We start from the raw sequence: 20,726 nt of genomic DNA, 5'->3' as shown, positions 1-20,726 counted from the left end.
GTATAAGGAAGGCTTAGAACTAACTACATCATTAAGCCTTTAAAGCTCTTTTTAAAATATCTTTTAGCTATAGCTATTTAGCTAGTTCGAACCAAGTCAGGCTAGAAATAGAGCAGCTTTAAGGATTACTTATTGAGCTATAGCCCTAATTTACTTTCTTTCGCTAGATACTAAACAACCAGAACAAAGACTAAATAGCAATCTAACTAGATAGATAGCCATTTGCATTAATTGAGCTAGAGCTTCAAATACAAAGAATAGTTCTCACTTCTTAATAGCAACCATATCTCTTTGATCTATATATCTAATTACTGTCTTCATTCTGTAGACAGATAATACTGGAGCAGTAAATATTATTGCTCCACACAATAGAGTTATTAGGAAGTGATATCCCATTTGAGCTCCAGCGCTCATAGATAGAGAGACTACTAGTCCAACTAGGAATAATACAAAGTAAGCAATATAGCAAGCTCTTAGGAATCTAGATAGCTTAAGAGCACTAGAGTGTTTCTTCATTCCTAGACCTATAAGAACTGGAATGGCATAGACCAATAAAGTAGTTCCAAATAAACACATTCCTAGTAGAGTAGTTGAACCACCTATTCAACCTAAGGATTCATTTTTTGCAATTAAAGAAGCTCAACTCAAACCTTTAAGTATTACACAGAACACTATTCCATAGGTGCAAATCAAACAGAAGTAAGCTCTCTTAACAAACTTAGGAGTAACTTCTAATGGATTACTGTGATACTTTGGTAGGTAGTAGAACATAAGAGCTAATCCAGTTACTAAAGCTAGTAAGCCTCCTACCGGAGCAACATATGTTCATTGATCAAATAAAGATTTAAATCAACTAGCTTCTGCTAATGCTGTTAGGCTACAAACTAGTACTCCAAAGACACCGAAGCAAAAAGCTGTTTGTGAGAATACTCTCTTTAAGAAACTAAACTCAAAAACACTTAAGTCTTCCCTTAGTTGTTCTTTAAATAATCCTCAACTAAATACTGACTTCAATTTCTTAGTACTAGTTACTAATAAATAATTCTATAAATTGGAGCAGCCAAAGGGAATCAAACCCTCATCCTTTGCTTGGAAGGCAAATATTTTATCACTAAACTATGGCTGCAATTATTAGTGATAATCCCAGACTAAATAAATAATGGTGCTGGGAGAGAGACTCGAACTCTCACGCAAGTAATTGCACGGGGACTTAAATCCCGGGCGTCTGCCAATTTCGCCACCCCAGCTAATTCTCGCCCATAATATTCTAACTTAGAAAGGGGCAAGGGAGATAGTTAATTTGGTGACTCACCTGGGACTCGAACCCAGGACCCTTTGGTTAAGAGCCAAATGCTCTGGCCAGCTGAGCTAGTGAGTCTTTCTCTCTTTTAACTATATATAAATTACCTATAGTCAAAAGTTATAGGGAGTAAATAGTGGTGATTCACCTGGGATTCGAACCCAGGACCCTTTGGTTAAAAGCCAAATGCTCTTCCACTGAGCTAGTGAATCTTTGGCTGGGCTGGAAGGATTCGAACCGTCGCATCATGGAGTCAAAGTCCATTGCCTTACCGCTTGGCTACAGCCCAATAACTGGTGGGCAAGGAGGGATTCGAACCCCCGTAACCTAAAAAGGTATCTGATCTACAGTCAGATGCGTTTAACCACTTCGCTACCTACCCCTTTTTCTGACTTAAAAAATCAGAAAAACTCAAGTTTATTTTAGGTTCTTATAGTGAATGGTCCTATAAAAAACCAGTCTTAAGTTAGTAAATATCAATAGTATCTATTGAATGTTCTTTTTTATCTGAGGAGGGATCAGGACATATTAGACTTATTGCACTTCTGGTTTTCCCACTACCTAAATGACAAATGGTTTCCATCTTCTTGAACTCTATAGAGGGAAGGTAAAAACCCTCTTGTCCTTCCTCTTTAATAAGACCATTTGTTTGACCATTTAACTTAATTTCTAACTCAAAATTTTCATTTTGCGAGTCACCAGAAACTCCATCCTTTCTCTTTCAAGTAAGAGTTTCTATTTCTTGCGTTGTATCTTTTGTTCGTCATTTAAAGACTGGTTTAGTTCCTTCTTTAGAAACACAAACCAATAACTTATTTTCTCTTTCTCCCATCTTTAATGGAATGTGTTTGCAATTGTTTCCATTCTTATAAGCCATTAGACCTCAAAGAGATTCAAAAGTACCATTAGAGGCTAAATAAGAAACAGGAACAATTACAGATGTTCCTGTTACAGCAGTAAGTAATAATCTAAGAGCTGCTCCTAAGACCATGTGCTATTTTTATCTGAATTTAATTGGAGGAAAGAAGGTGTTCCATTCTATTTCCAGAACGAATGGAAAAGGTGTGGATTGAATTGTCTTGTGTTCGGGTAGTATCTTTGCAATTAAGAATAAATATTTCATTAGACACACTCTTAAAATAACAATTTTTATTTAGCTCTGTTATTTCAACTCCAGTCAGGAAATTAGAATCTCCATCCTCTTTAACTGGATTGCCCATTTGACTATTTAATAGCTCAACTTCTAATTCGAATTTAGTATTTGCTCAACCGCTAGAATCTCCTTCTTTTCTTTTTCAAGAAAGAGACTTTATTTCTTCTATTTTTGTTTCTTGTTCACCTTTTACTCACCACTTAAAGATAGGCTCTTCCTTCCCTTTCTTCTTGCAAACATAAAGTTTTTTATTCACTTCACCTGTCTTAATTGGGAAATGCAAACATCTCTCTCCATTAACATAAGTAACTTTTTCAAAAGCACCAAGAGCCCCCCCCGCCACTAAATAAGAAACAGGAACAGCTACTGCTGTTATTGATACAGCAGAAAGTAACAACTTAAGAGCTACCGTGAATGCCATACGGTATCTTTGTTTTTAGGATTTTAGTTTGCAGTTATTCCCTTAAAAGTTAACTAACTTGGTACTCTTCTAACTGTTATATTGTGTTCCTTGTTACCTGTATCGCCATTGGCAATATCTGTGCAACGTAATTCAAAACCTTTATTGAAATAGTAATAATTGAAGGAACAATTATTTTCAAGATTTTTTAGTGGTGTAGAAGGTAAGTAATAAGCTCCTAACCCAGGTTCTTTGACACTTGCTGTTTGTTCCTTTAATTGCAACTCTAGTTCAAAATCCAAGGAATCAGAAAGAGTGTCTGTTTTCTCCTTTCAAGAAAGAGTAGATATTTCTTCTGTCTTTTCACTTTCTGTACCACCTTTAGTTCATCATTTAAAGATTGGCTTAGTATTTTCTTTTGTAACGCAGACTAACAGTTTCTTTTCATTTTCACTAGGCTTTAAGGGAAGATGTTGACAATTTTCTCCTTCTTGGTAAGTAAATAATGGTGCAGAACTAAAGACACCACTAGAAGCTAAATAAGAGACAGGAGCTACTACTGCTGTACCAGCAAGGAGAGAAAGAATAACTTTAAGAGCTACCCCCAAAGCCATTAGATTTTTATTTCTTTAGCGGAAATAAACAGTATCAAAAGTATCAATAATATGTGACTTACTTCCTCCTTCACCATTAGTTCCGTTACAAGTAAAGGTAAATTTACCTTTTCTTCCGCCAATTTTTAAAGAGCAGTTCTTTTCCATTCCTTTTAGTTCTGTGGCTGGTAAATAATAAGTACCGTCTTCCTCAACCTTAATGGTGTCACTTTGATCTTTTAGTTGAATTTCCATCTCAAAAAGATCTTTAGAAGAATCTGCTTTTCTCTTTCAAGAGAGAGTAGTGACCTCTTTAGTATCTTCATTATTTTGTGAATCTTCACCCTTTCACTTAAAAGTAGCAGAAGAATCATTAGTGCCAAGACAAACTAATAATTTATTCTTCTCTTGTCTTTTTATAGGTAAATATGTGCAATTCTCTCCATAAGACATAACAGGTGAAGGAGAGAGTTTTCCACTCGCAACCACATAAGAAACAGGAACAATTACAGTTGTACCTGTTACTACGGAAAGAACAGCCTTAAGTGCAAATCCTAAAGCCATTTAGTTTCTAGCTATTGGTAAGAATTAACGGTAATTTCGTGTCCCTTTTCCCTATTTAAAGTTTCTCCTTGACAGAGAAGAATGAATCTATTTTTTTCAGCGCTCTTAAAGATACAGTTTTTTTCTAGTTGTTTTATAGTGTCGCCAGTGATGTAATCATCACGACCTTTTTCTGTAATTGTTTTTTGATCAGAAGTTCCTTGCTTTAATGTGACCTCTAATTCGTAATTTAGATAATCATTTGTACTGTTTGCAGTTTCACTCTTTTTATTTCAAGAAAGTGTTTCTATGTCTTGCATTCCATCTCCAGAACTATCCTTTGTTCATCACTTAAATATAGGTTTTTCATTATCTTTTTTATGGCAAATAAAAAGCTTATTGTTTGTTTCTCCATTTTTAATAGGGAAGTACAAACATTTCTCTCCATTTTCGAGAGTCAAAGATTGTGAAGAGCTAAAAGCACCACTAGATGCTAAATAAGAAACAGGAGCTACTACTGCTGTTCCAGCTACAGCCCCCCCCGCAACAACCACAGCAAAAGCTTTTAAAGCTATGGCTGGAATAACCATCTTAAATCCTTTAGTTAATAATCTCTGGACTTAAGGAAATAGTTGTGTTTTCACTATCTCCTTCTTTCGGACATTTTAACGTTCATGCTGTTGCGTGAGTGTCACCATTTTTTTGAATAGTGCAATTGTCAAGAGACTGTCCTATTAACCCCGTTCAATTGTCAGTTTTAGCCGTTAAGTCTACTTGTGATTCTCCTTCAGATAATGTGATTTTTACTCTTGTCTGATCAGGCTCCCCACCAGTTACGTAATTTCTCGCTAAAGAAGTAAATTTAAGAGGATTATCTCCTTCCGAATAGTAAAAAAATTCTGCATTATTTCCTTCACTATCCTTCTCACAGGCAAATAAATACTTCTTATGTCCTGATCCCCTAGACCCATCCTTAATTAATAATTGACATTTAGTTTTAAATTTTGATTTATGTTCTGCAGGAAAAGCTTTTGAAACAGTTTGAGAAGAATTAAGAGAAGTGGTTACTGGAACCACAATAGAAGAAACTAATGTTCCTCCTGCAATAACAAAAACAAAAGCTTTTAAAGCTACTGCAGGTATGACCATTTCTAAAAGATTACTTAATCTTTATTTCCAAAACTTAAAGTAATTCAGCTCCCCTCAGCCTTACTGCTTCAAAAATTTAGCAAGTTTAATGTCTTCCATACCATCGCTAGCAAAGCATTGTCATTTTATTTCTGGATCCTTTGTTAATGTACAAACGCCATCTAAATCATCTGTGTCTTGAATTTTTGTTCAACCTTCTCCTGCGACTTTTAGAGTCACTAGAGAATGAGAAGGATCACCTTCTAAGGTAATTTCCAATCTCTCTCCTTTCTTACTTATTTTTGTTACTTTGGTATTTTTTGTGCCAGCATCATTTCCTTCTCGATATCAGTAATTTTGTTCATCTAGTCCCGTTCTTTCAGTACCATCAACTTCACACATTAACAATTTGTTTTGTTGTTGGTTATCTTCTGTTGGAATTACAAAACATTCATTAAGGTTTGGTTCATTTTGTTTTGTTTCAGCTTGTGTACCTGTTGTTCCAGAAGTTAAAACAACTGGAACGGCGATGGAAGATCCAACTATACCAGTAGCTAAAGTGGCTATAGCAACTTTTGCAACTAAAGATTGAATCACCATCTTATAGAAAATAAATTAGTCTATTTTATTGACTGTGCGGGAGTTATATAAAAAACCCTTAATTACCAGTAAATAAAAAGATTTATCAAATCATTGGAGTTAACGGAATATCTTTTCCACCTTCGGTTCCACATTTCAGAGTTCAAGATCTTCAACTATCTTCGCTATTCACCAAGGAACAACCACTTGATACACCATTCTTGTTCTTCAGCACTTCTCAAACTGGAGAAGAAATTGTTATTTGTTGTTCTTGAGTAGATGTGTCTTCATCTAAAGTAACTGTTACTTCAACTCCTTTACCGTTTGTGTCTCCTTTTTGCTCTCATTTACTAATTAGAGTTGGGTTCTGCGATTCTGAATAGAAGTAAAAATCTGGTTCATAGCCTTCTTCTCTACACACAAACAAAAATTTCTTACTTTCATTTGTTGATTCATCTTTTGCTAGCCATTGACATCTTTCCCGCCCTCCATCTTGATACTTTTTTGGAAAATTTTTAAGAATTGGTCAATTGTAATTATTTGTAGATGAAACAGCAGGTGCCACTATTGCCGCTACAGCCCCCCCCCGCAACAACCACAACAAAAGCTTTTAAAACTATAGCTGGAACAACCATCTCCTATAATTTATAACTGTCTTTTATTTAATTATGAAAGTTAGAAAGTGGGATAGAAACTGTTCCTGAAGTGACTGTTCCATCACATTGTCATTTTGTTCCTCCGTGATCAGCAGTGTCAGCAACTAAGCTACAAGATACTTTGAGATCTAAATCTGTATTAATTCTCGATCAAGTATCCCCACTGACTTTTAGATTGAATTCCTCATCAGTTGAATCTTCTAGGGAAATTTTCAATTGATCCTCTTCCTTTTTGATTTCCTTTATCTTTTCAATTTCTTTATTACCTTTTCGGTTGTAAAGTAGATATTCTGAGACAGAAGAGCTTTCTTGAGCTTTAGAATGACAAGCTAATATTTGAACTTGATTATCACTTTGTTCAGTAGGAATAACAAAACATCTTTTTGCTAATTCTTCGGTTTCTCCCGATAGACCGTTAAATATAGATTCTCTAAAAACATACATAGTAGTGGCGGAGGCAGGAACTACCACTACTGCAGCCCCAAGCAATAACTTGACCAAAAATGTCACTATTGCAAGGGAGTTAGTGAAGAAGTAACAGTATCAAATGTTTTCGGTTTGCTACAGATTAAAGCTGGTTTGTATCCTTCTATGTATTCGAATTTACATATATCTAAAAAGCTCATATCTCTCGGATACTTATTCCACTCTTCATCTTTAAGAGTTAGCTTCTTTACAGATTGTTCTTTTTCTAAAGTAACTGTTAGTTGTTTTGAATTAGGACCTTCTATTTTGGTAATTTTTTCAAAATGTGTTTCTCCTTCTGAGTTATATAAATAGAAACTTTTGTCTGTGCAAATTACAAACTTTCCAACATTTTCTGTAGTTTCTGTAGAGATCACAAAACATTCTTTTGGATCAGGACCTTGTGGTTGCTTCTCTTCCGCAACAGACTTGACTTCTTCTCTAGAAGCTAAAACGACCGGAACGGCAATCCCTGTTCCTATTCCAGCGACAGTTATTCCTGATAAAGTGCCAAGTAAAACCTTGGCGATTAAAGTCATTTATTAATTTTTCTTAATTAATAATTATTGGAGTTAAAGGAATTTCTTTTCCATCGCCTGTACCTTCTCTTGGACATCTAACACTCCATTTCTTTTTTTCACCAACATCCTTGGTAATGTTACAATTTTCCAGCTTCTTACCTATCAAATTAGTTCAAACTCCTTTAGTGGAAGTTAAGTCAAATGCCATGCCTCCTGATTCCTCCGTCTTAACTTTTACTTTTGTTAGAGAACTCCCAAGATTACCATTTTTCTCCAGAGAAATAACTTTTTTCGGAACCTCTCGGGAGGAGAAATAATAAAACTCTACACCAGAATCATTAACTTTATCACACACCAATAGATATCTCATATCTAGCTCTCTCTTGCCACTATCTTCATCCTTCGTTAATAGCTGACACTTATCTTTAAATTTGTCTTTTTCTACTCTAGGAAAATCCTTCAATACTATTTCTTTAGCAGTATTCATTGATAATGCAGTAGGTACCGCAATAGAAGAAACAACTGCTCCAATTGCAACAGCCCCTCCTAAGATCTTTAAAGCAACTGCAGGTATGACCATTTCTGAAGATTACTTAATCCTTATTTTCAAAGATTAAAGTAGTTTAGTTTTTTCTTAAGCTTTACACTTCTAAAAATTTAGTAAGTGTAATGTCTACCATTTCTTCACTAGCAAAGCATTGCCATTTTATTTCCTCTTCCTTCGTTAATACACAATCGCTGTCTAAATCAGTTTGATCTTGAATGCTTGTTCAACTTCCACTTGTTACTTTCGGCATTAATGTTGATGGCGAACCGCTCCCCTCAAAGGTTATTTCCATCTTTCCTTCCTTCTTAATTATTGTTGTTACTTTAGTATTTTTTGTTTCAGTACCCCCCTCTCTATATCAATAATCTTTTTTATCTCCTCCTCTTGCTGTAGCTTCTTTAACTTCACACATTAACAATTTGTTTTGTTGTTGGTTATCTTCTGTAGGAATAACAAAACATTCACTAAAGTCAAGGCTACTTTTTGCCACTTCAACTTGTGTATCTGCCCCTCCAGAAGTTAAAACGACCGGAACGGCAATCCCTGTCCCTATTCCAGCAACAGTTATTCCTGATAAAGTGCCAAGTAAAACCTTTGCAACTAAAGTCACTTAACTCTTTTACTATCCTGCGAAGGAATTAAGTTTTATTTCTTTCGGATCACCAGAAGAGCCAAAGTTACATTGTCACTTTGTCCCTCCATCACTTTCTTGATAATTCAATAAATTACATGCGTCTTTGAGATTTAACTCTGTATTAATCTCTGTTCAATCTTCTGAATTTATTGAAAGAGTCACCTTTTCTTGCGGCTCATCATTTTCCAAAGTAACTTCTAAGTTACTTTCTTTCTTTTTTATTTCTGTAACTTTTATATGCTGTTTATTTTCATCTTTGTTGTATAAGAAGTATTCAGAGTTTTCACCAGAAGTTAATGCTTCTTGTCCCTTACAAATTAATAATTGAGCGGGAGTACTGCTTTGTTCAGTAGGAATTACATAACATCTTTTCTCTAATTCCTTAGCCGCCCCTGAAAGACTATTAAATATAGATTCTCTAAAAACATACATAGTAACAGAAGAGGCAGGAACTGCCACTACAGCCCCTCCCAGCAAAGCTTTAACTACAGTAGTCATTAATTTCTACCTTTCTACTAAGAGAAATTCCATTTTGCAAGTCTAAAAACATTTTCTGGAGCAACACTTTCTTCACCATGAGCGCAAGATAGAACTCTTTCAGTATCACTAAGAATTCCTGTTTGAGATTTGATTGAGCAATCAGATAGCATAATTGTGTCTCAATGATCTGTTATTTGATCATCATATTCAACATAAATTGTTTTATGAGTTTCATATCCTTCTAGAGTAACTAATACATTTCCCGATCTACTTTCGCTTTTCAAGTCAATAACTTTCTTTAAATCTTTTCCATCTCAGAAATAATAAGTTTCTTCACCACCATCTAGACTATCTGTTTTAGAACAGAAAAGCAAAAGAGAGGTTAAATCATCTTCTGTTTCATATTGCACAGTAGAAAAAAAGGTGTAACAAGACTTACCTTCTAGTTCTTGTTTGTTAGTTAGTGTTTCAAGAGTTTCTCTGTCAAGAGGCTTTAAAGAAGGTTGAGTCTCTCTAAGTGAAGATGAAGCTGCAGGAGAAGAAGCCTCAACAGAATCTGAAAAAGTTTGATTTGTACTTTGTCTATTTGAAAGCGGAACAGCAACGCCAGTACTAACCACCCCCAGCCCTAAAGTTGCTAATAAAACCTTGACTGCTATCGGAGAGACAGCCATTTAAAAAAAATTAATTGATTTTATTTGTCAATTGAAGGGGCTGAAAGACCTAAGTTAACTTGCTAAATTAAATTTCTTTAGCTTTCAAGTTAAAGGATTAATTTCTTTTTCTCCATTTTGACAAGTTAGTTTGTTGTTTTCAGAATCACCCCAATTAACTTTGCAAGCTGCTTGAAGAATTAAGTTATCTAGTTCATTTTCATGTTTTCCATTAGTTAAATAAAGTTCTCTTTTGTTTTTTTCATCAAATAATGTGAAGATAACTTTACTTGCGCTTGCCTCTTTCTGAAAGCTTTTTACTTTGTCAAAAGTTTTAGTTGTACCTTCAGACTTTCTATATAGATAAAAAGAAGCATTATTTCTTCCTTTATAAGTTGGACAAACTAATAATTTAGTTTTGTCAGACTGTTGATCTTCAGTGAAGTGCGGTTCAATTTCTAAACAGTTATTCTGATAGTCTTCTTCTTTCTCTAGACTAATTGCAGTAGCTGGAAGAAGGAAGTAAGTTGTGGCCCCAGTTGCAATAGTGGCTATTCCAACCAAACCAATTCCTAATACCTTCATTGCAAGAGTCATTTATTAATTTCTCTTAATTAATAGGAGTTAAGAGGATACCTGTATTGTCAGTTGAATCTCCTTTCGGACATTTCAAAGTTCATCTATTTTCTTCTCTGTCGCCCTTGGTTATTCCACAATCACTCAAACTTTTGTTCATTAAAGACTCTAAAGAGTTACCAGAAACTTTTATTGATGTTTCTTGTTGACCCTCTCCTTCAAGTACGATCGTAACTTTATCTTGTTGTCTTATCCCTACCTCTAACTTTTCCTTCAAGCTTTTAACGGGAATAGGATCTTCATATTCTGAATAGAAATAAAACTTTACTGCTTGACTTGCTACCTCATCACCTTCACAAGCAAATAAATATTTTCTTTTACCAAACCTCTCACTTTCATCTTTAACTATTAACTGACATTTATCTTGAAACTTTTGTTTATGATCCTGTGGAAAGTAATTAAAGAATGATAAAGAAGAAGAATTCTTTGACATAACTACAGGTACTGCTATAGAAGTGGCTAAAGAGCCACAAACAATAGCACCAACTAAAACCTTTAAAGCTACTGCAGGTATGACCATTTCTAAAGATTACTTAATCTTTAATTCCAAAGATTAAAGTAGTTTAGTTTTTCTTCAGCCTTATTGTTCCAAAAATTTAGTAAGTGTAATCCCAGCCATTCCTTCTTCAGTAAAGCATTGCCATTTCACCTCTGCATCCTCTGTTAATTCACAGATACTATTCAAATCAGCTTGCTTAGGAATACTTGATCAATTTTCTAACTTTGCTTTTAGGGGAATTATCTGTACAAGCGAGACATCACCTTCTAAAGTAATTTCCAATCCCTCCCCTCTCTTGATTATTTTTGTTACTTTAGTTTTTTTTGCGCCAGTACCACTTCCCTCCCGATATCAGTAATTCTTTTTATCTAGTCCTGTTCTTTCAGCCCCCTTTTCTTTACACATTAATAATTGTTTTTGTTGATCGTCTGTTTCCGTTGGAATTACAAAACATTCACCAAGGTCAGGACCACTTTGTTTTGTTTCAACTTGTGTACCTGTTGTTCCAGACGTTAAAACAACTGGAACGGCAATCGAAGATCCAACTATACCAGTAACTAAAGTGGCTATAGCAACTTTTGCAACTAAAGATTGAATAATCACTTTAGATTACGAAACTCAACTGCTAATTTTGATTATTCTATTTTTCCTTTTTTCTTAGAAAAATCAAATTTTTCTAACAAGAAGATTTGTTTAGGAGTTTCCAAATCTCCTTCAGCATCATCTTCTTCTGGTACATAAGTGCAAGTTAATACTCTATCACGATCTCCAAGTATTCTTGTTTCTGATTCAATAGAGCAATTAGAAAGAGAGATAAAGTTTCATTCATGATCTAAGATATCTTCGTCTTCAATATCAATTTCTCCTGCTTCGCCAACATCAGAACCAAGACCAACTAATGTCTTTTTAGAAGCCTCTTGCTTAATTAAACTAGTTGCAGTCTTTAATTCTTCTCCATCTCAGAACTTAAAAGTAAAATTGCCTTCTACACTGGTACCATCATTCCCTTTAGAGCAGAATAGCAATAAAGGAGATGAATTGCTTTCAGCAGATGCAAAGGAATAACAATTTTCTAACCTTTCGTCCCCAGAAAGTCTAGTAAAGGTTTCTTTATCTAAAGGTTTTGAAGGAGATTCAGCCGGAGAGACCGGAGAGGAGGGGGCAATTTCGGAAGAAGAATCTGTATTTTGATTTTGTGAAAGAGGAATAGCTATCCCAGCACTTAATGCTCCTGCCCCTAAAACGGCTAAAGTAACCTTTGCTACTATAGATGGGATAGCCATCTTATAGAAAAATTAATTTCTTTATTATATGAAAGTTTTGAGAATTATTAGATGTTGAATTTCTTTTCTTGAGAAATATTGTGTTCTACATTCCCTCCGCTAGACTGGCAATTTAATTTTTTCTCCCGATCACTACTTGATCAATTAACTTTGCAAATATTTTTTAGAGTGGCATTATCTAGTTTTGAATCAGGTTTTCAGCCTATTTCATTCCAACCTACTCCGTGTATATTCAGTTGTTGACCACCACTATTTGTTGAATCCTCTTTGAACAAATGAACAGTTACTTGACTTGAACTAGTACTAGAAGTTGCAACACTCTTAACTTCTTCAAAAGAATCATTAGTATTAGAAGCTCCAGCTGTTCCTTTTTGATACAAGTAGAAAGAAACACTATCTGTTTTGGTATCAGCTTGACATGCCAATAATTGAAATTGAGAACCATTTGAATTATCTTTAGTGAATTCTGTTAATTTGTAACAGTGTTTTTTGAAATCTTCAGTTGTCTTCAGACTGGTCGGAGATGGAGAAAAAAGTAAATAAGAGGTGGTCCCAACCGCAACAGTAGCTACTCCAGCTAAACCAATTCCTAATACCTTTACTGCAAGAGTCATTTATTAATTTTTCTTAATTAATAATTATTGGAGTTAAAGGCATATCTTTTCCATCGCCTGTACCATCCTTTGGACATCTAACACTCCATCTTTTTTCTTCTCCAACATCCTTGGTAATACTACAATTTTTCAGACTTTTACCTATCAAATCAGTTCAACTCCCGTTGTAGGCAGTTAAATCTGCCTCATTTGCCATAGTTCCCTCTGTCGTAACTTTTACTTTTGTTAGATGACCCCCGAGATCACCATTCCTCTCCAGAGAAATAACTTTTTTCGGAACTTCTTGATAAGAGTGATAATAAAAAGTTACCCCAGAATTACCACTGTCATCACAAACTAACAAATATCCTTTATCTTGTTCTCTTTTCATACCACCCTCATCCTTCGTTAATAGCTGACACTTATCTTTAAATTTTTCTTTTTCCCCTCTAGGAAAATTCTTCAATACTATTTCTTTAGCAGTATTCATTGATAATGCAGTAGGTACCGCAATGGAAGAAGCAACCGCTCCAATTGCAACAGCTCCCCCTAAGATCTTTAAAGCAATTGCAGGAATCATCATAACCTAGGAACTATTTAATAGTAAATGGGGATGAGATAAATTCTTTTTCTCCCCCTCCGGTTTCACAATCAAGTCTTCAAGCTCCATTCTCACCTTCTTCAATAAGCCTACACTCTCTTAAAGCATTTTCAGAGAAATTCGCTCACTTAGAAGAAATATCTTGTATTGTCTTGGTCTCTCCCGCTCCAGAATCTCCTAACAACTCCAGTTCTAACTCAACTCCTCCCCCAATATTCTTGATTCCTTTAGCTTTTACTGCTTCAGGCTCTTGTTCATTACTCCCAGAGTAAAAACGGAAAGTCATGGGAGATGTTTCTTCTCCATCTCTACATACAAATAAATATTTCTTATTATTTGTGTCAGTAACCAATACTTGACACTTATCTCGATATTCACTCTTTTTGTCTGCGGGGAAATTCTCAATTATTATTTGAGACTGACTATTTAAGAGTGTTACTGGTACAGCAACTGCAGAACCAATAATACCAGCCCCTAAAGTGACCAGAGAACCCTTAACCAATAAGGATGGAATAACCATTTTAAAAAATATCTGGTGATTTTAAAAGTTTATGAAAAAATAGAAACTTAGACGTTAATTGAAACTATCTCGAGAAAGGAGTTAATTGAAATTCTTTCCCTGAAGATCCTTCAACAGAGGCGTCACTACATTGTCATTTTTTCCCTCCCCGCTCATCTGTATTCGAAACGAAATGACAATCATCTTTAAGATTTACATCTTCTTTAATATTTTTTCAATCTTCCGAATTCACTTGTAACTCTTCACTCTTTGTATTTGACTCACTTCCAACGGAATTGCCTTCCCTAACTCTCCAAGAAACTTCTAGCTTATTATCTTTTTTCTTTATCGTTTCAAGCTCATTCTTTTCTCCCCCGTTCTCCTTTTTGTAAAGAAAATATTGAGAATAAGAGCTAAATGAATCAGTAGGTGTACAAATCAATAATTCTGATTGATTATTGTCTGAATTTGTCGGAATAACATAACATCTACCTTTCAAGTCTGAAATTTCTTTTTGTGAATTCCTAAAAATAGATTCTCTGTAAGCAACAACAGTCCCAATAGAAGCGGAAGTAACAACCCCAACTACTCCCATTAATGCCTTTGCTAAAAAAGTCATTAATTAATTTTGAGAACTATTTAAGACTTAAAGGGGCAAGATAGATCTCTTTTTTCACACCACTTTTAGTTTCACATTCAACAGTTCAAGAAATATTTGAATCTAACTTACCTTTAAATTTGCATTTGTTCAATTGAGCCTCGGCCAGAATATCAACTCAAGGGGATGAAGAAGAAACCAATATACTTTCTTCACCAGTCACTCCTTCTAACCCAGTGTTTGAATACTCGTAAGTAGAAAATGTTATTTTATTTTCACCCTCTTCTGTCTCCTTTCCCTTAAATTCACTGATACTTACTGGATTTCCATTTCCTGAAAAAAATTTAAATTCAGGGGTGACGGAAACACCACTACCGGAATTTTCTCTCTCAAAATCACAAGCTAATAAGTACTTATTACTATTGACTTCTCTATCTAATACTTGACATTTGCCATTGACATTATCTTTATCAGGAAAGTTCTCAATAACTATTGGTTTTTTGTGATAAGAGTTGGAACTTAACTTTATTGCAACAGGAGTAACAATTGCTCCAGTTCCAACCACAGCCAAAGCACCCTTAACAACTCAAGCCAATAAAGACATAACTTAAAAACTCTTTAGTATTTCAACCAACTTTAACTCTGCTTTACTGGCATTTTTCAGTAATTCATTGTAATCAATCTTCCCAATAGCTCTAAAAGTATTTAAAAAGCCTGTTTTTCAAGAAAAGAATTGTTCAAATCTAAAAAATACCATTGTTTTATAAGACTTAAGTGCAAATCTTTTCAATTTATTGATGGAAGAAGAGAAGCAAATAACAGGACAATCAAACTCTTTTAGGAATTTAGAGTTTGGTAGTTGAGATAAAGGATCTAAAAGAGAAAGTAAGAACCATCACTTAGGTTTTGATTCAGAAAGCACACAGAACTTAAAAGCTCTTGTTTTTTGATATGCCTTTTGGTAATAGTTAGTTAATAAAAAAGCAAGAGATAATAGAGTTCAATTTATTCTCTTGCAATATATACAGATAAAAGTATCTTTTCTATTTAATAGGTTGTAGCTCTCTAATACTTCTTTTTTGAAAGTCAGTTGTGTAAATGTTCAATAGACTTTCTTGAAAAAAAGATATCTAGAAGAGTAATCTTTATTTCCCTTGTATCCAAATCTGTGTTTCCAAGAAGAAAGAGTAAATCCAAGAAAGAATAAAGCTATAAAGGGAGAAAGAAGTAGTGAAAAAGGAAATAAAGTTCTACTTTGAGTGGTACTTTCCATTTTCTGTAGAGATAAAGACTTTATCCCCTTCTTTACAGAAGAGAGGCACTAAGCTTTCATGACCAGAAGCAAACTTTGCTTTCTGTACTTCATTATTAACTGGGGTTAAGTCAACTATAGTTAATTGAACCTTTTCTGGTAATACAAAGTCAATTAAGTTAGTTTCAAATCAAACTAGTTGTAGAGTAGTTCCTTCTTCTAGAAAACCACTTGCTCATTGATATTGCTCTAAAGATAGTACATACTCTTCATAAGTTTGTACATCACAGAACTTAAGTAGATCTTTTTCTCTGTGAGTAAAAATTACTTCTTGTTTACTTAAGTTAGCTTTTTCTAGTCTTTGATTTGAAAGCTCTTCAATAAAAATAGCCTTAGTATATAAGTTCTTTAGTTTGCATTTAACTATTCCTCCTCTCATAGCTGTCTTATTGAAAGAGTGATCTAATACCATGTGAGGTTCTCCTTTGTATAGAATAGTTTGCCCAGCTCTTAGCTCTCTAGCTTCTAACATGGTAGACATATTCTTTTCTTTTTAATTTAAGCCAAGTGGCTTAAATAGAATAAAAAATTAGATTAAGAGTAACAAAAAGCTTAATTAAAGTTTCTTAAAGGGGGCTATAGCTCAACAGGCAGAGCACACCTCTTATAAGGGTGCGGTTATGGGTTCGAACCCCATTAGTCCCACCATTATATAGCAGAGTCATTTGACTCAAATTTGAGACTTAATAATTATTGGTGCAGGCCCAGCAGGAGCTACAGCAGCCATTTATGCAGCTAGAGCTTGTTTAAAAGTATTAATACTGGAGAAAGATATAGTAGGGGGGAAGCTAAACAAAACACTCTTTATAGATAACTATCCAGGTTATCTGGATAGAAATGGAATACAGTTAGCAGACAATATTTACTCCCAATTAAAGGAGTTACAAATTGAAACACAATTAGAAGAAGTAATAGAGATAACTCAATCCCAAGAGATTTGAGAAATTAAGACAAAGAGTTCAAAGATATTTAAGAGTTATTCAGTCTTAATCACTACAGGATTAAGAGAGAAAAAGCTAGAAATAGAGAATGAATTAGAGTACTATAGCAAAGGAGTTTCTTATTGTGCTATCTGTGAAGGCAACTTATATGCTGGAGAGGAAGTAGTAGTTGTTGGAGGGGGAAATAGTGCACTAGAAGAATCTATCTATTTAAGTGCAATAGTTTCTAAGCTTAAGTTAGTTCACAGAAGAAGAGAATTCAGGGGGGATGAAATTCTCTTAAGAGAGTTACAAAAAAAAGAGAATGTTTCTATTCATACTCCTTATAGACCTGTAAGAGTATTAGTAGAAGGGGATAGGGTAAGTGGTTTAGAAGTTGAACAAGCAGAGACAGGGGAAAAAATACAGCTTTCAGCTAAAGCTGTATTCATCTTTATTGGATTATTACCTGAAACTGATTTCTTATCTAAGTTAGAGCTAAAGAGAAACTCTTTTGGATTCGTATATGTAGATGAACAGATGAGAACCAATTTAAAAGGCTTATTTGCTGCTGGGGATGTAATAAATAAAGAATTGAGACAGATAGTGACTGCTATGAATGATGGTTCAATTGCAGCTATCTCAATAAAGAATTATTTAAAGGAAATAAAGAAAGACTAAATTATTTCTTTATTGGTTGTCCTCGTTTAGCTCAAGACTCTTGACAAAATATCTTGAATTCTTTTATGCTGAAAATCAAGTATTTTCTAAGTCACACTCAATCAATTCTTTCTCATATATAAACTCTCTTGGGTCTAATATAGACTAAGTCTTCTGGTCTTCAGTCACTCTGATCAGTTCTGGCTCTAACATACATATTCAACAAAACATTTCTGTAAGGTCCCCTTCTCTTTAATGTTTTTCTCCACCCTCCAGAGATAGAGAAAAAATATCCTTCTCTATCTAGCAAGAGTTATTACTAACCTTTAAAAACCACTAACTAATCCTTATTAATAATTTATTGAGTTATTGTTTCTTTCAGCTAGTTAATTTGATTCCTTGAGGCTCATCAGGAGAAAAATCACTAGAGTCTGATCCACAAGCTAACCAATAATCCGCAATTCCTTCAGAATCTTTTGAAGTTACTCCGAAGATAGTACATTCGCTTTTTAAGTTTTCTGAGTTTCCAAGCTTAATCTCCCAATTATCTCTTTGAACCGTAAAGATATATTGAGAAGGGCTGGAGTCGTCGCTTAGATTGAAAGAAATTTTTTGAGTTTCAGAATTTCATTTCAGTTTTCCAGCAATTTGTTCAGGATTATCTTTAGTTTCTTTGTTGTAAAGATGGAACAAATTATCAAATTCTGGAGTATCTTCTCTATTTGCCCTTTCTAAGTTTGAAGTATCAAAACAAGTTAATAATTGCATATTCTCGTCACTATCAGAAGTTGCTGGAACCTCAAAACAAGTTTTGTCAAAGTTATCAGAAGTTAGTTGTGAAGGCGTTGAAATAGTTTGATTATGAGAATTGTCAGTTCCAATTTCTTGTTGTCTTTGTAGAGCTTCTGAATCGCGACCTCCCAAGCCTGTTCCTTCTTCTGTTCTAGATTCCTCACCCAAAGAGCTGGATTGAAAAGAATCAGTTAAAGAAGTAACTACATAAGAGTTTGCACCTTTTCTATTAAGGAGAATTGGAGTAGCGATTGAAACACCAGTAACTCCTGCAACCAAACCAATCTTTAATGCCAAAATACCTAAAGACATTACTTATACCTCTGCTTAGATATACTGAATCACTTAATTTTAGTTGACAACTAATAAGTTATTGAACTTCTAACTTAATTATTTAGCCTTCGGTCAAGAAGTTAAAGGAATAGCAGTAGGGGAGTTGGCATCAAAATCTTCTGATGTATTGTCGCCACAAGAAAGTCAAAATGTGCCTTTGTGAGGAGAGTCTTGAGAAGTAATTTCAAATATTGAGCATTCTTCTTTGGACAAAACTGCAGATACTGCAGAAACCCTATTTCACCCATTACCTTCAGATTTAAAAGAGTATTCATTTTCTACAACTGAATCCTTTGACATTTGCACAGAAATTTGATTATTACTTGGCTCTCAAGAAATCTTTCCTTCAACTTTTAAGGGAATGCCTTTGTTTCTGCTTGGATCAAATATATGGAACTCACTATCATATTCTGGTTGATCACCTTCTTGACTGGAACGTCCAGCATTTTCAGACCCAAAGCAAGTTAATAGTTGAATATTTTCATTTCCTTTTGACTTTGCGGGAACTACAAAACATCTTTTCTTAAATGAATCATCTAAAGAAGGTGCTTCTGAAGAAACGGTACTAATTTGACCTTGAGAGCCTGCATCTCCCCTGACACCTTGTGCTTCTTCTATTCCAGAAGAGCTTGGGTGACTAATTTCAGTATCTGAATTATGTCCATCTGCGTTCCCCATACCACTAGAAGTTTCGGAAGAATGAACATTTTCTAAGCCGGATGAAAAAACTCCCTTTCTACTAAGAAATATTGGAGTAGCGATAGAAACACCAGTAACCCCCACAACCAAACCAATCTTTAGAGCTAAGATACCCAGAGACATTACAAAATAATTACTTTAAAGTTGCCCGAGAGGTTAAGGGAATTCCTTTTGGATTGTCATCAGAAAAATCACTTAAATGATTCCCACAAACAAACAGATAAGATTGTTCATTTTCACTTTCTAGAGAATCATTTTTAAAGATTGAACATTCTCCCTTTAAATCAAATTCACCATCTAATATATCTTGTCACTCTTCACCTTGAGCTTCAAAAATACTATTATTCATTTCCTTGCTTGTCATTTTTCCTTCTTCCAACTTAACAGTTATTTGTCTTTTATCTGGACTTCATATTAACTTGTCATTTTCTCCCAAAAGTAAATATTCTTTTTCTGGACTGCTTAGATAATACAAACTGTTGTATTCAGAATATCTTTCATTTGTATCATCTCCGCTAGCCTCACCCAAACAAGTTAATAGTTCAGATCCATTATCGGATGATGCAGGTATTAAAAAACAAGTCTTATTTAATGTCACTTGTTCAGTTGGAGAAGAATCTCTTGAAGAAGTTTCAACAGTCCCTAAACTTCTTTCTTGCACTTCAGAGACTTGTTGACTCGGAGAATCGCTTGAAGCATAGTTAGAAGAATTTTCAGTATTGTCTGAAATTGCGTTGGTAGGCACTGAAACATTATTTGTCTTTAGAAGTATTGGAGTGGCAATAGAGGTTCCAGTAACCACAACAGCAACACCAACTTTCAAGAGAGTTCCGATAGCTAGTGTCGCCATATTTTCTTAGTCTCTAATAAATTAATCGTTTTTTGTTCAATCAGTTAGTGGAATACCTTTTGGGTCTTCTGGTTGGTAATCTGAAGAAGCATCTCCACAAGTAAGTAAATGTGTTGAATTTGTGCGTGAATCTTTAAGAGTTGCTTTGTAAATTACACATTCGTCTTGTTCCATCAAATTTTTTGAGGTATCTGAAATTCCTCCTCAATAATCACCAGTAACTTTAAAAGTGTATTCTGAAGAAAAATCCCCTTTCTTTATCAGCCTTACAGTAAGTTGTTTTGCGCTAGGATTTCACTCTAGACTTCCATCTATTTTTACTGGGTTATTAGGTTTACTGCGGTCATATAAGTGAAATACACTTTCAAGCTCATCTCCATCGCTGATTCCAACATCTTTTCTAAGAATATTTTTGGGATCGTAACAAGTTAATAATTCAATATCTCTTCCACTTTCGGAATCGGCTGGAACAACAAAACACTTCTTATCGAAATCTTCCACTTGTATAGTTGAGGAAGGCATTTCACTTCTCAATCCAGAAGAAGTTTCCAAGGCAACACTATCACCTTCTACTCCTCGAGGTGAAGTTACACTCAACGAATCTTCTGCAACACCAACTCTCGCCACATTCACTTGACTCTCAGAGTTTCCTGTTACCTGATCAGAATTAATCTCTGAAGAGCCTCTATTCAAGAGAATTGGAGTGGCTATAGAAGTACCAACAACGGTTGTAACCAAACCAATCTTTAATGTCAAAATACCCAGAGACATTTTTGAAGTTACTTCTTATATATCTATT

The 20,726-nt window shown here is 34.6% G+C and carries 32 protein-coding genes, 7 tRNA genes and 1 other RNA gene; 3 read left to right on the top strand and 37 right to left on the bottom strand.

The annotated features are described in order from the left end of the window. The first annotated feature begins 60 nt into the window (after positions 1 to 60). An RNA gene (gene ffs, locus WEN_RS03650) (signal recognition particle sRNA small type) lies at positions 61 to 155 on the top strand. On the opposite strand, the gene WEN_RS02445 is transcribed toward ffs, so the two are convergent. The 32 genes from WEN_RS02445 to WEN_RS02290 all read right to left on the bottom strand — a co-directional run bounded on the left by WEN_RS02445 (position 151) and on the right by WEN_RS02290 (position 16,154). Next, entirely contained in the window at positions 151 to 1,014 is an 864-nt protein-coding gene (locus WEN_RS02445) for a hypothetical protein (RefSeq protein ID WP_014849968.1), read from the bottom strand. The genes ffs and WEN_RS02445 overlap by 5 nt on opposite strands. A gap of 38 nt (positions 1,015 to 1,052) precedes the next feature. Next, positions 1,053 to 1,126: transfer RNA gene (locus WEN_RS02440), tRNA-Gly, on the bottom strand. Between the two features lie 34 nt (positions 1,127 to 1,160). After that, positions 1,161 to 1,247 (bottom strand) — tRNA-Leu (locus WEN_RS02435). A 54-nt stretch (positions 1,248 to 1,301) separates the two neighbouring features. Beyond that, positions 1,302 to 1,378: transfer RNA gene (locus WEN_RS02430), tRNA-Lys, on the bottom strand. A 59-nt stretch (positions 1,379 to 1,437) separates the two neighbouring features. Further along, positions 1,438 to 1,512: transfer RNA gene (locus WEN_RS02425), tRNA-Lys, on the bottom strand. Positions 1,513 to 1,514: 2 nt separating this feature from the next. Then, a tRNA-Gln gene (locus tag WEN_RS02420) sits at positions 1,515 to 1,589 on the bottom strand. Positions 1,590 to 1,594: 5 nt separating this feature from the next. Continuing rightward, positions 1,595 to 1,682: transfer RNA gene (locus tag WEN_RS02415), tRNA-Tyr, on the bottom strand. Between the two features lie 84 nt (positions 1,683 to 1,766). Then, entirely contained in the window at positions 1,767 to 2,291 is a 525-nt protein-coding gene (locus tag WEN_RS02410) for a hypothetical protein (protein ID WP_014849967.1), read from the bottom strand. Between the two features lie 19 nt (positions 2,292 to 2,310). Then, positions 2,311 to 2,874, bottom strand: a complete 564-nt coding sequence (locus tag WEN_RS02405) for a hypothetical protein (protein WP_014849966.1) — start codon at positions 2,872 to 2,874, stop codon at positions 2,311 to 2,313. A gap of 53 nt (positions 2,875 to 2,927) precedes the next feature. Beyond that, positions 2,928 to 3,467, bottom strand: a complete 540-nt coding sequence (locus WEN_RS02400; RefSeq protein ID WP_014849965.1) for a hypothetical protein — start codon at positions 3,465 to 3,467, stop codon at positions 2,928 to 2,930. A gap of 15 nt (positions 3,468 to 3,482) precedes the next feature. Beyond that, positions 3,483 to 4,010 (bottom strand): hypothetical protein, encoded by a 528-nt coding sequence (locus WEN_RS02395; protein WP_014849964.1) that lies wholly within the window; start codon positions 4,008 to 4,010, stop codon positions 3,483 to 3,485. An 11-nt stretch (positions 4,011 to 4,021) separates the two neighbouring features. Continuing rightward, positions 4,022 to 4,579, bottom strand: a complete 558-nt coding sequence (locus WEN_RS02390) for a hypothetical protein (RefSeq protein WP_014849963.1) — start codon at positions 4,577 to 4,579, stop codon at positions 4,022 to 4,024. Between the two features lie 10 nt (positions 4,580 to 4,589). Continuing rightward, on the bottom strand, positions 4,590 to 5,138 hold the full coding sequence (locus WEN_RS02385) for a hypothetical protein (RefSeq protein ID WP_014849962.1): 549 nt from the start codon (positions 5,136 to 5,138) through the stop codon (positions 4,590 to 4,592). A 60-nt stretch (positions 5,139 to 5,198) separates the two neighbouring features. Next, a complete protein-coding gene (locus WEN_RS02380) occupies positions 5,199 to 5,717 on the bottom strand; it encodes a hypothetical protein (RefSeq protein WP_014849961.1) in 519 nt (172 codons plus the stop codon). A gap of 82 nt (positions 5,718 to 5,799) precedes the next feature. After that, positions 5,800 to 6,261, bottom strand: a complete 462-nt coding sequence (locus tag WEN_RS02375; protein ID WP_158308824.1) for a hypothetical protein — start codon at positions 6,259 to 6,261, stop codon at positions 5,800 to 5,802. A 97-nt stretch (positions 6,262 to 6,358) separates the two neighbouring features. Next, positions 6,359 to 6,862, bottom strand: a complete 504-nt coding sequence (locus tag WEN_RS02370; RefSeq protein WP_148268001.1) for a hypothetical protein — start codon at positions 6,860 to 6,862, stop codon at positions 6,359 to 6,361. Further along, positions 6,862 to 7,356: a hypothetical protein gene (locus tag WEN_RS02365; RefSeq protein ID WP_014849958.1), complete on the bottom strand. Its 495-nt coding sequence runs from the start codon at positions 7,354 to 7,356 to the stop codon at positions 6,862 to 6,864. The genes WEN_RS02370 and WEN_RS02365 overlap by 1 nt, the downstream gene beginning before the upstream one ends. A gap of 13 nt (positions 7,357 to 7,369) precedes the next feature. After that, positions 7,370 to 7,918 (bottom strand): hypothetical protein, encoded by a 549-nt coding sequence (locus tag WEN_RS02360; protein WP_014849957.1) that lies wholly within the window; start codon positions 7,916 to 7,918, stop codon positions 7,370 to 7,372. A 61-nt stretch (positions 7,919 to 7,979) separates the two neighbouring features. Then, positions 7,980 to 8,495: a hypothetical protein gene (locus tag WEN_RS02355; protein ID WP_014849956.1), complete on the bottom strand. Its 516-nt coding sequence runs from the start codon at positions 8,493 to 8,495 to the stop codon at positions 7,980 to 7,982. A gap of 12 nt (positions 8,496 to 8,507) precedes the next feature. Further along, the gene (locus tag WEN_RS02350; protein WP_014849955.1) at positions 8,508 to 9,017 is read right to left on the bottom strand and encodes a hypothetical protein; all 510 of its coding nucleotides are present in this window, start codon (positions 9,015 to 9,017) and stop codon (positions 8,508 to 8,510) included. Positions 9,018 to 9,034: 17 nt separating this feature from the next. Next, positions 9,035 to 9,673, bottom strand: coding sequence for a hypothetical protein (locus WEN_RS02345; protein ID WP_014849954.1), 639 nt, complete (start codon positions 9,671 to 9,673; stop codon positions 9,035 to 9,037). 54 nt (positions 9,674 to 9,727) lie between these two features. Next, on the bottom strand, positions 9,728 to 10,249 hold the full coding sequence (locus WEN_RS02340; protein WP_014849953.1) for a hypothetical protein: 522 nt from the start codon (positions 10,247 to 10,249) through the stop codon (positions 9,728 to 9,730). Positions 10,250 to 10,262: 13 nt separating this feature from the next. Beyond that, complete coding sequence (locus tag WEN_RS02335; RefSeq protein WP_014849952.1) at positions 10,263 to 10,808, bottom strand: hypothetical protein; 546 nt, start codon at positions 10,806 to 10,808, stop codon at positions 10,263 to 10,265. A gap of 60 nt (positions 10,809 to 10,868) precedes the next feature. Next, on the bottom strand, positions 10,869 to 11,390 hold the full coding sequence (locus WEN_RS02330; protein ID WP_014849951.1) for a hypothetical protein: 522 nt from the start codon (positions 11,388 to 11,390) through the stop codon (positions 10,869 to 10,871). Positions 11,391 to 11,422: 32 nt separating this feature from the next. Then, entirely contained in the window at positions 11,423 to 12,070 is a 648-nt protein-coding gene (locus WEN_RS02325) for a hypothetical protein (RefSeq protein WP_014849950.1), read from the bottom strand. 47 nt (positions 12,071 to 12,117) lie between these two features. Further along, a complete protein-coding gene (locus tag WEN_RS02320; RefSeq protein ID WP_014849949.1) occupies positions 12,118 to 12,684 on the bottom strand; it encodes a hypothetical protein in 567 nt (188 codons plus the stop codon). Positions 12,685 to 12,697: 13 nt separating this feature from the next. Then, entirely contained in the window at positions 12,698 to 13,246 is a 549-nt protein-coding gene (locus WEN_RS02315; protein ID WP_148268000.1) for a hypothetical protein, read from the bottom strand. A 10-nt stretch (positions 13,247 to 13,256) separates the two neighbouring features. Continuing rightward, positions 13,257 to 13,784, bottom strand: coding sequence for a hypothetical protein (locus WEN_RS02310; protein WP_148267999.1), 528 nt, complete (start codon positions 13,782 to 13,784; stop codon positions 13,257 to 13,259). Positions 13,785 to 13,848: 64 nt separating this feature from the next. Beyond that, positions 13,849 to 14,382, bottom strand: coding sequence for a hypothetical protein (locus WEN_RS02305; RefSeq protein WP_014849946.1), 534 nt, complete (start codon positions 14,380 to 14,382; stop codon positions 13,849 to 13,851). Between the two features lie 16 nt (positions 14,383 to 14,398). Continuing rightward, positions 14,399 to 14,965, bottom strand: coding sequence for a hypothetical protein (locus WEN_RS02300; RefSeq protein ID WP_014849945.1), 567 nt, complete (start codon positions 14,963 to 14,965; stop codon positions 14,399 to 14,401). Between the two features lie 3 nt (positions 14,966 to 14,968). Further along, entirely contained in the window at positions 14,969 to 15,634 is a 666-nt protein-coding gene (locus WEN_RS02295; protein WP_014849944.1) for a hypothetical protein, read from the bottom strand. After that, positions 15,612 to 16,154, bottom strand: a complete 543-nt coding sequence (locus WEN_RS02290) for a translation elongation factor P (protein WP_043911379.1) — start codon at positions 16,152 to 16,154, stop codon at positions 15,612 to 15,614. The genes WEN_RS02295 and WEN_RS02290 overlap by 23 nt, the downstream gene beginning before the upstream one ends. A 91-nt stretch (positions 16,155 to 16,245) precedes the next feature. Here WEN_RS02290 and WEN_RS02285 point away from each other — a divergent pair. Beyond that, positions 16,246 to 16,321, top strand: a tRNA-Ile gene (locus tag WEN_RS02285). 17 nt (positions 16,322 to 16,338) lie between these two features. Further along, on the top strand, positions 16,339 to 17,274 hold the full coding sequence (locus WEN_RS02280; protein ID WP_014849942.1) for an NAD(P)/FAD-dependent oxidoreductase: 936 nt from the start codon (positions 16,339 to 16,341) through the stop codon (positions 17,272 to 17,274). Between the two features lies 1 nt (position 17,275). Here the strand turns inward: WEN_RS02280 and WEN_RS02275 are convergent, their stop codons facing one another. The 5 genes from WEN_RS02275 to WEN_RS02255 form a co-directional block, all read right to left on the bottom strand. Continuing rightward, complete coding sequence (locus tag WEN_RS02275; protein ID WP_014849941.1) at positions 17,276 to 17,563, bottom strand: hypothetical protein; 288 nt, start codon at positions 17,561 to 17,563, stop codon at positions 17,276 to 17,278. A 56-nt stretch (positions 17,564 to 17,619) separates the two neighbouring features. Beyond that, positions 17,620 to 18,357 carry a hypothetical protein gene (locus tag WEN_RS02270; protein ID WP_043911376.1) on the bottom strand — a complete coding sequence of 246 codons (738 nt, stop codon included), beginning with the start codon at positions 18,355 to 18,357 and terminating at the stop codon, positions 17,620 to 17,622. Between the two features lie 78 nt (positions 18,358 to 18,435). Further along, on the bottom strand, positions 18,436 to 19,200 hold the full coding sequence (locus WEN_RS02265) for a hypothetical protein (protein ID WP_014849939.1): 765 nt from the start codon (positions 19,198 to 19,200) through the stop codon (positions 18,436 to 18,438). A gap of 10 nt (positions 19,201 to 19,210) precedes the next feature. Next, the gene (locus tag WEN_RS02260) at positions 19,211 to 19,927 is read right to left on the bottom strand and encodes a hypothetical protein (protein WP_014849938.1); all 717 of its coding nucleotides are present in this window, start codon (positions 19,925 to 19,927) and stop codon (positions 19,211 to 19,213) included. Between the two features lie 21 nt (positions 19,928 to 19,948). Continuing rightward, complete coding sequence (locus WEN_RS02255; protein ID WP_014849937.1) at positions 19,949 to 20,698, bottom strand: hypothetical protein; 750 nt, start codon at positions 20,696 to 20,698, stop codon at positions 19,949 to 19,951. Between the last annotated feature and the right edge of the window lie 28 nt (positions 20,699 to 20,726).

It is taken from the genome of Mycoplasma wenyonii str. Massachusetts (assembly GCF_000277795.1).
Taxonomy (GTDB): Bacteria; Bacillota_I; Bacilli_A; order Mycoplasmatales; family Mycoplasmoidaceae; genus Eperythrozoon_A; species Eperythrozoon_A wenyonii.
The sequence above is the reverse complement of the archived record's forward strand: the minus strand, read 5'-3'. Positions and strand labels throughout refer to the sequence as shown.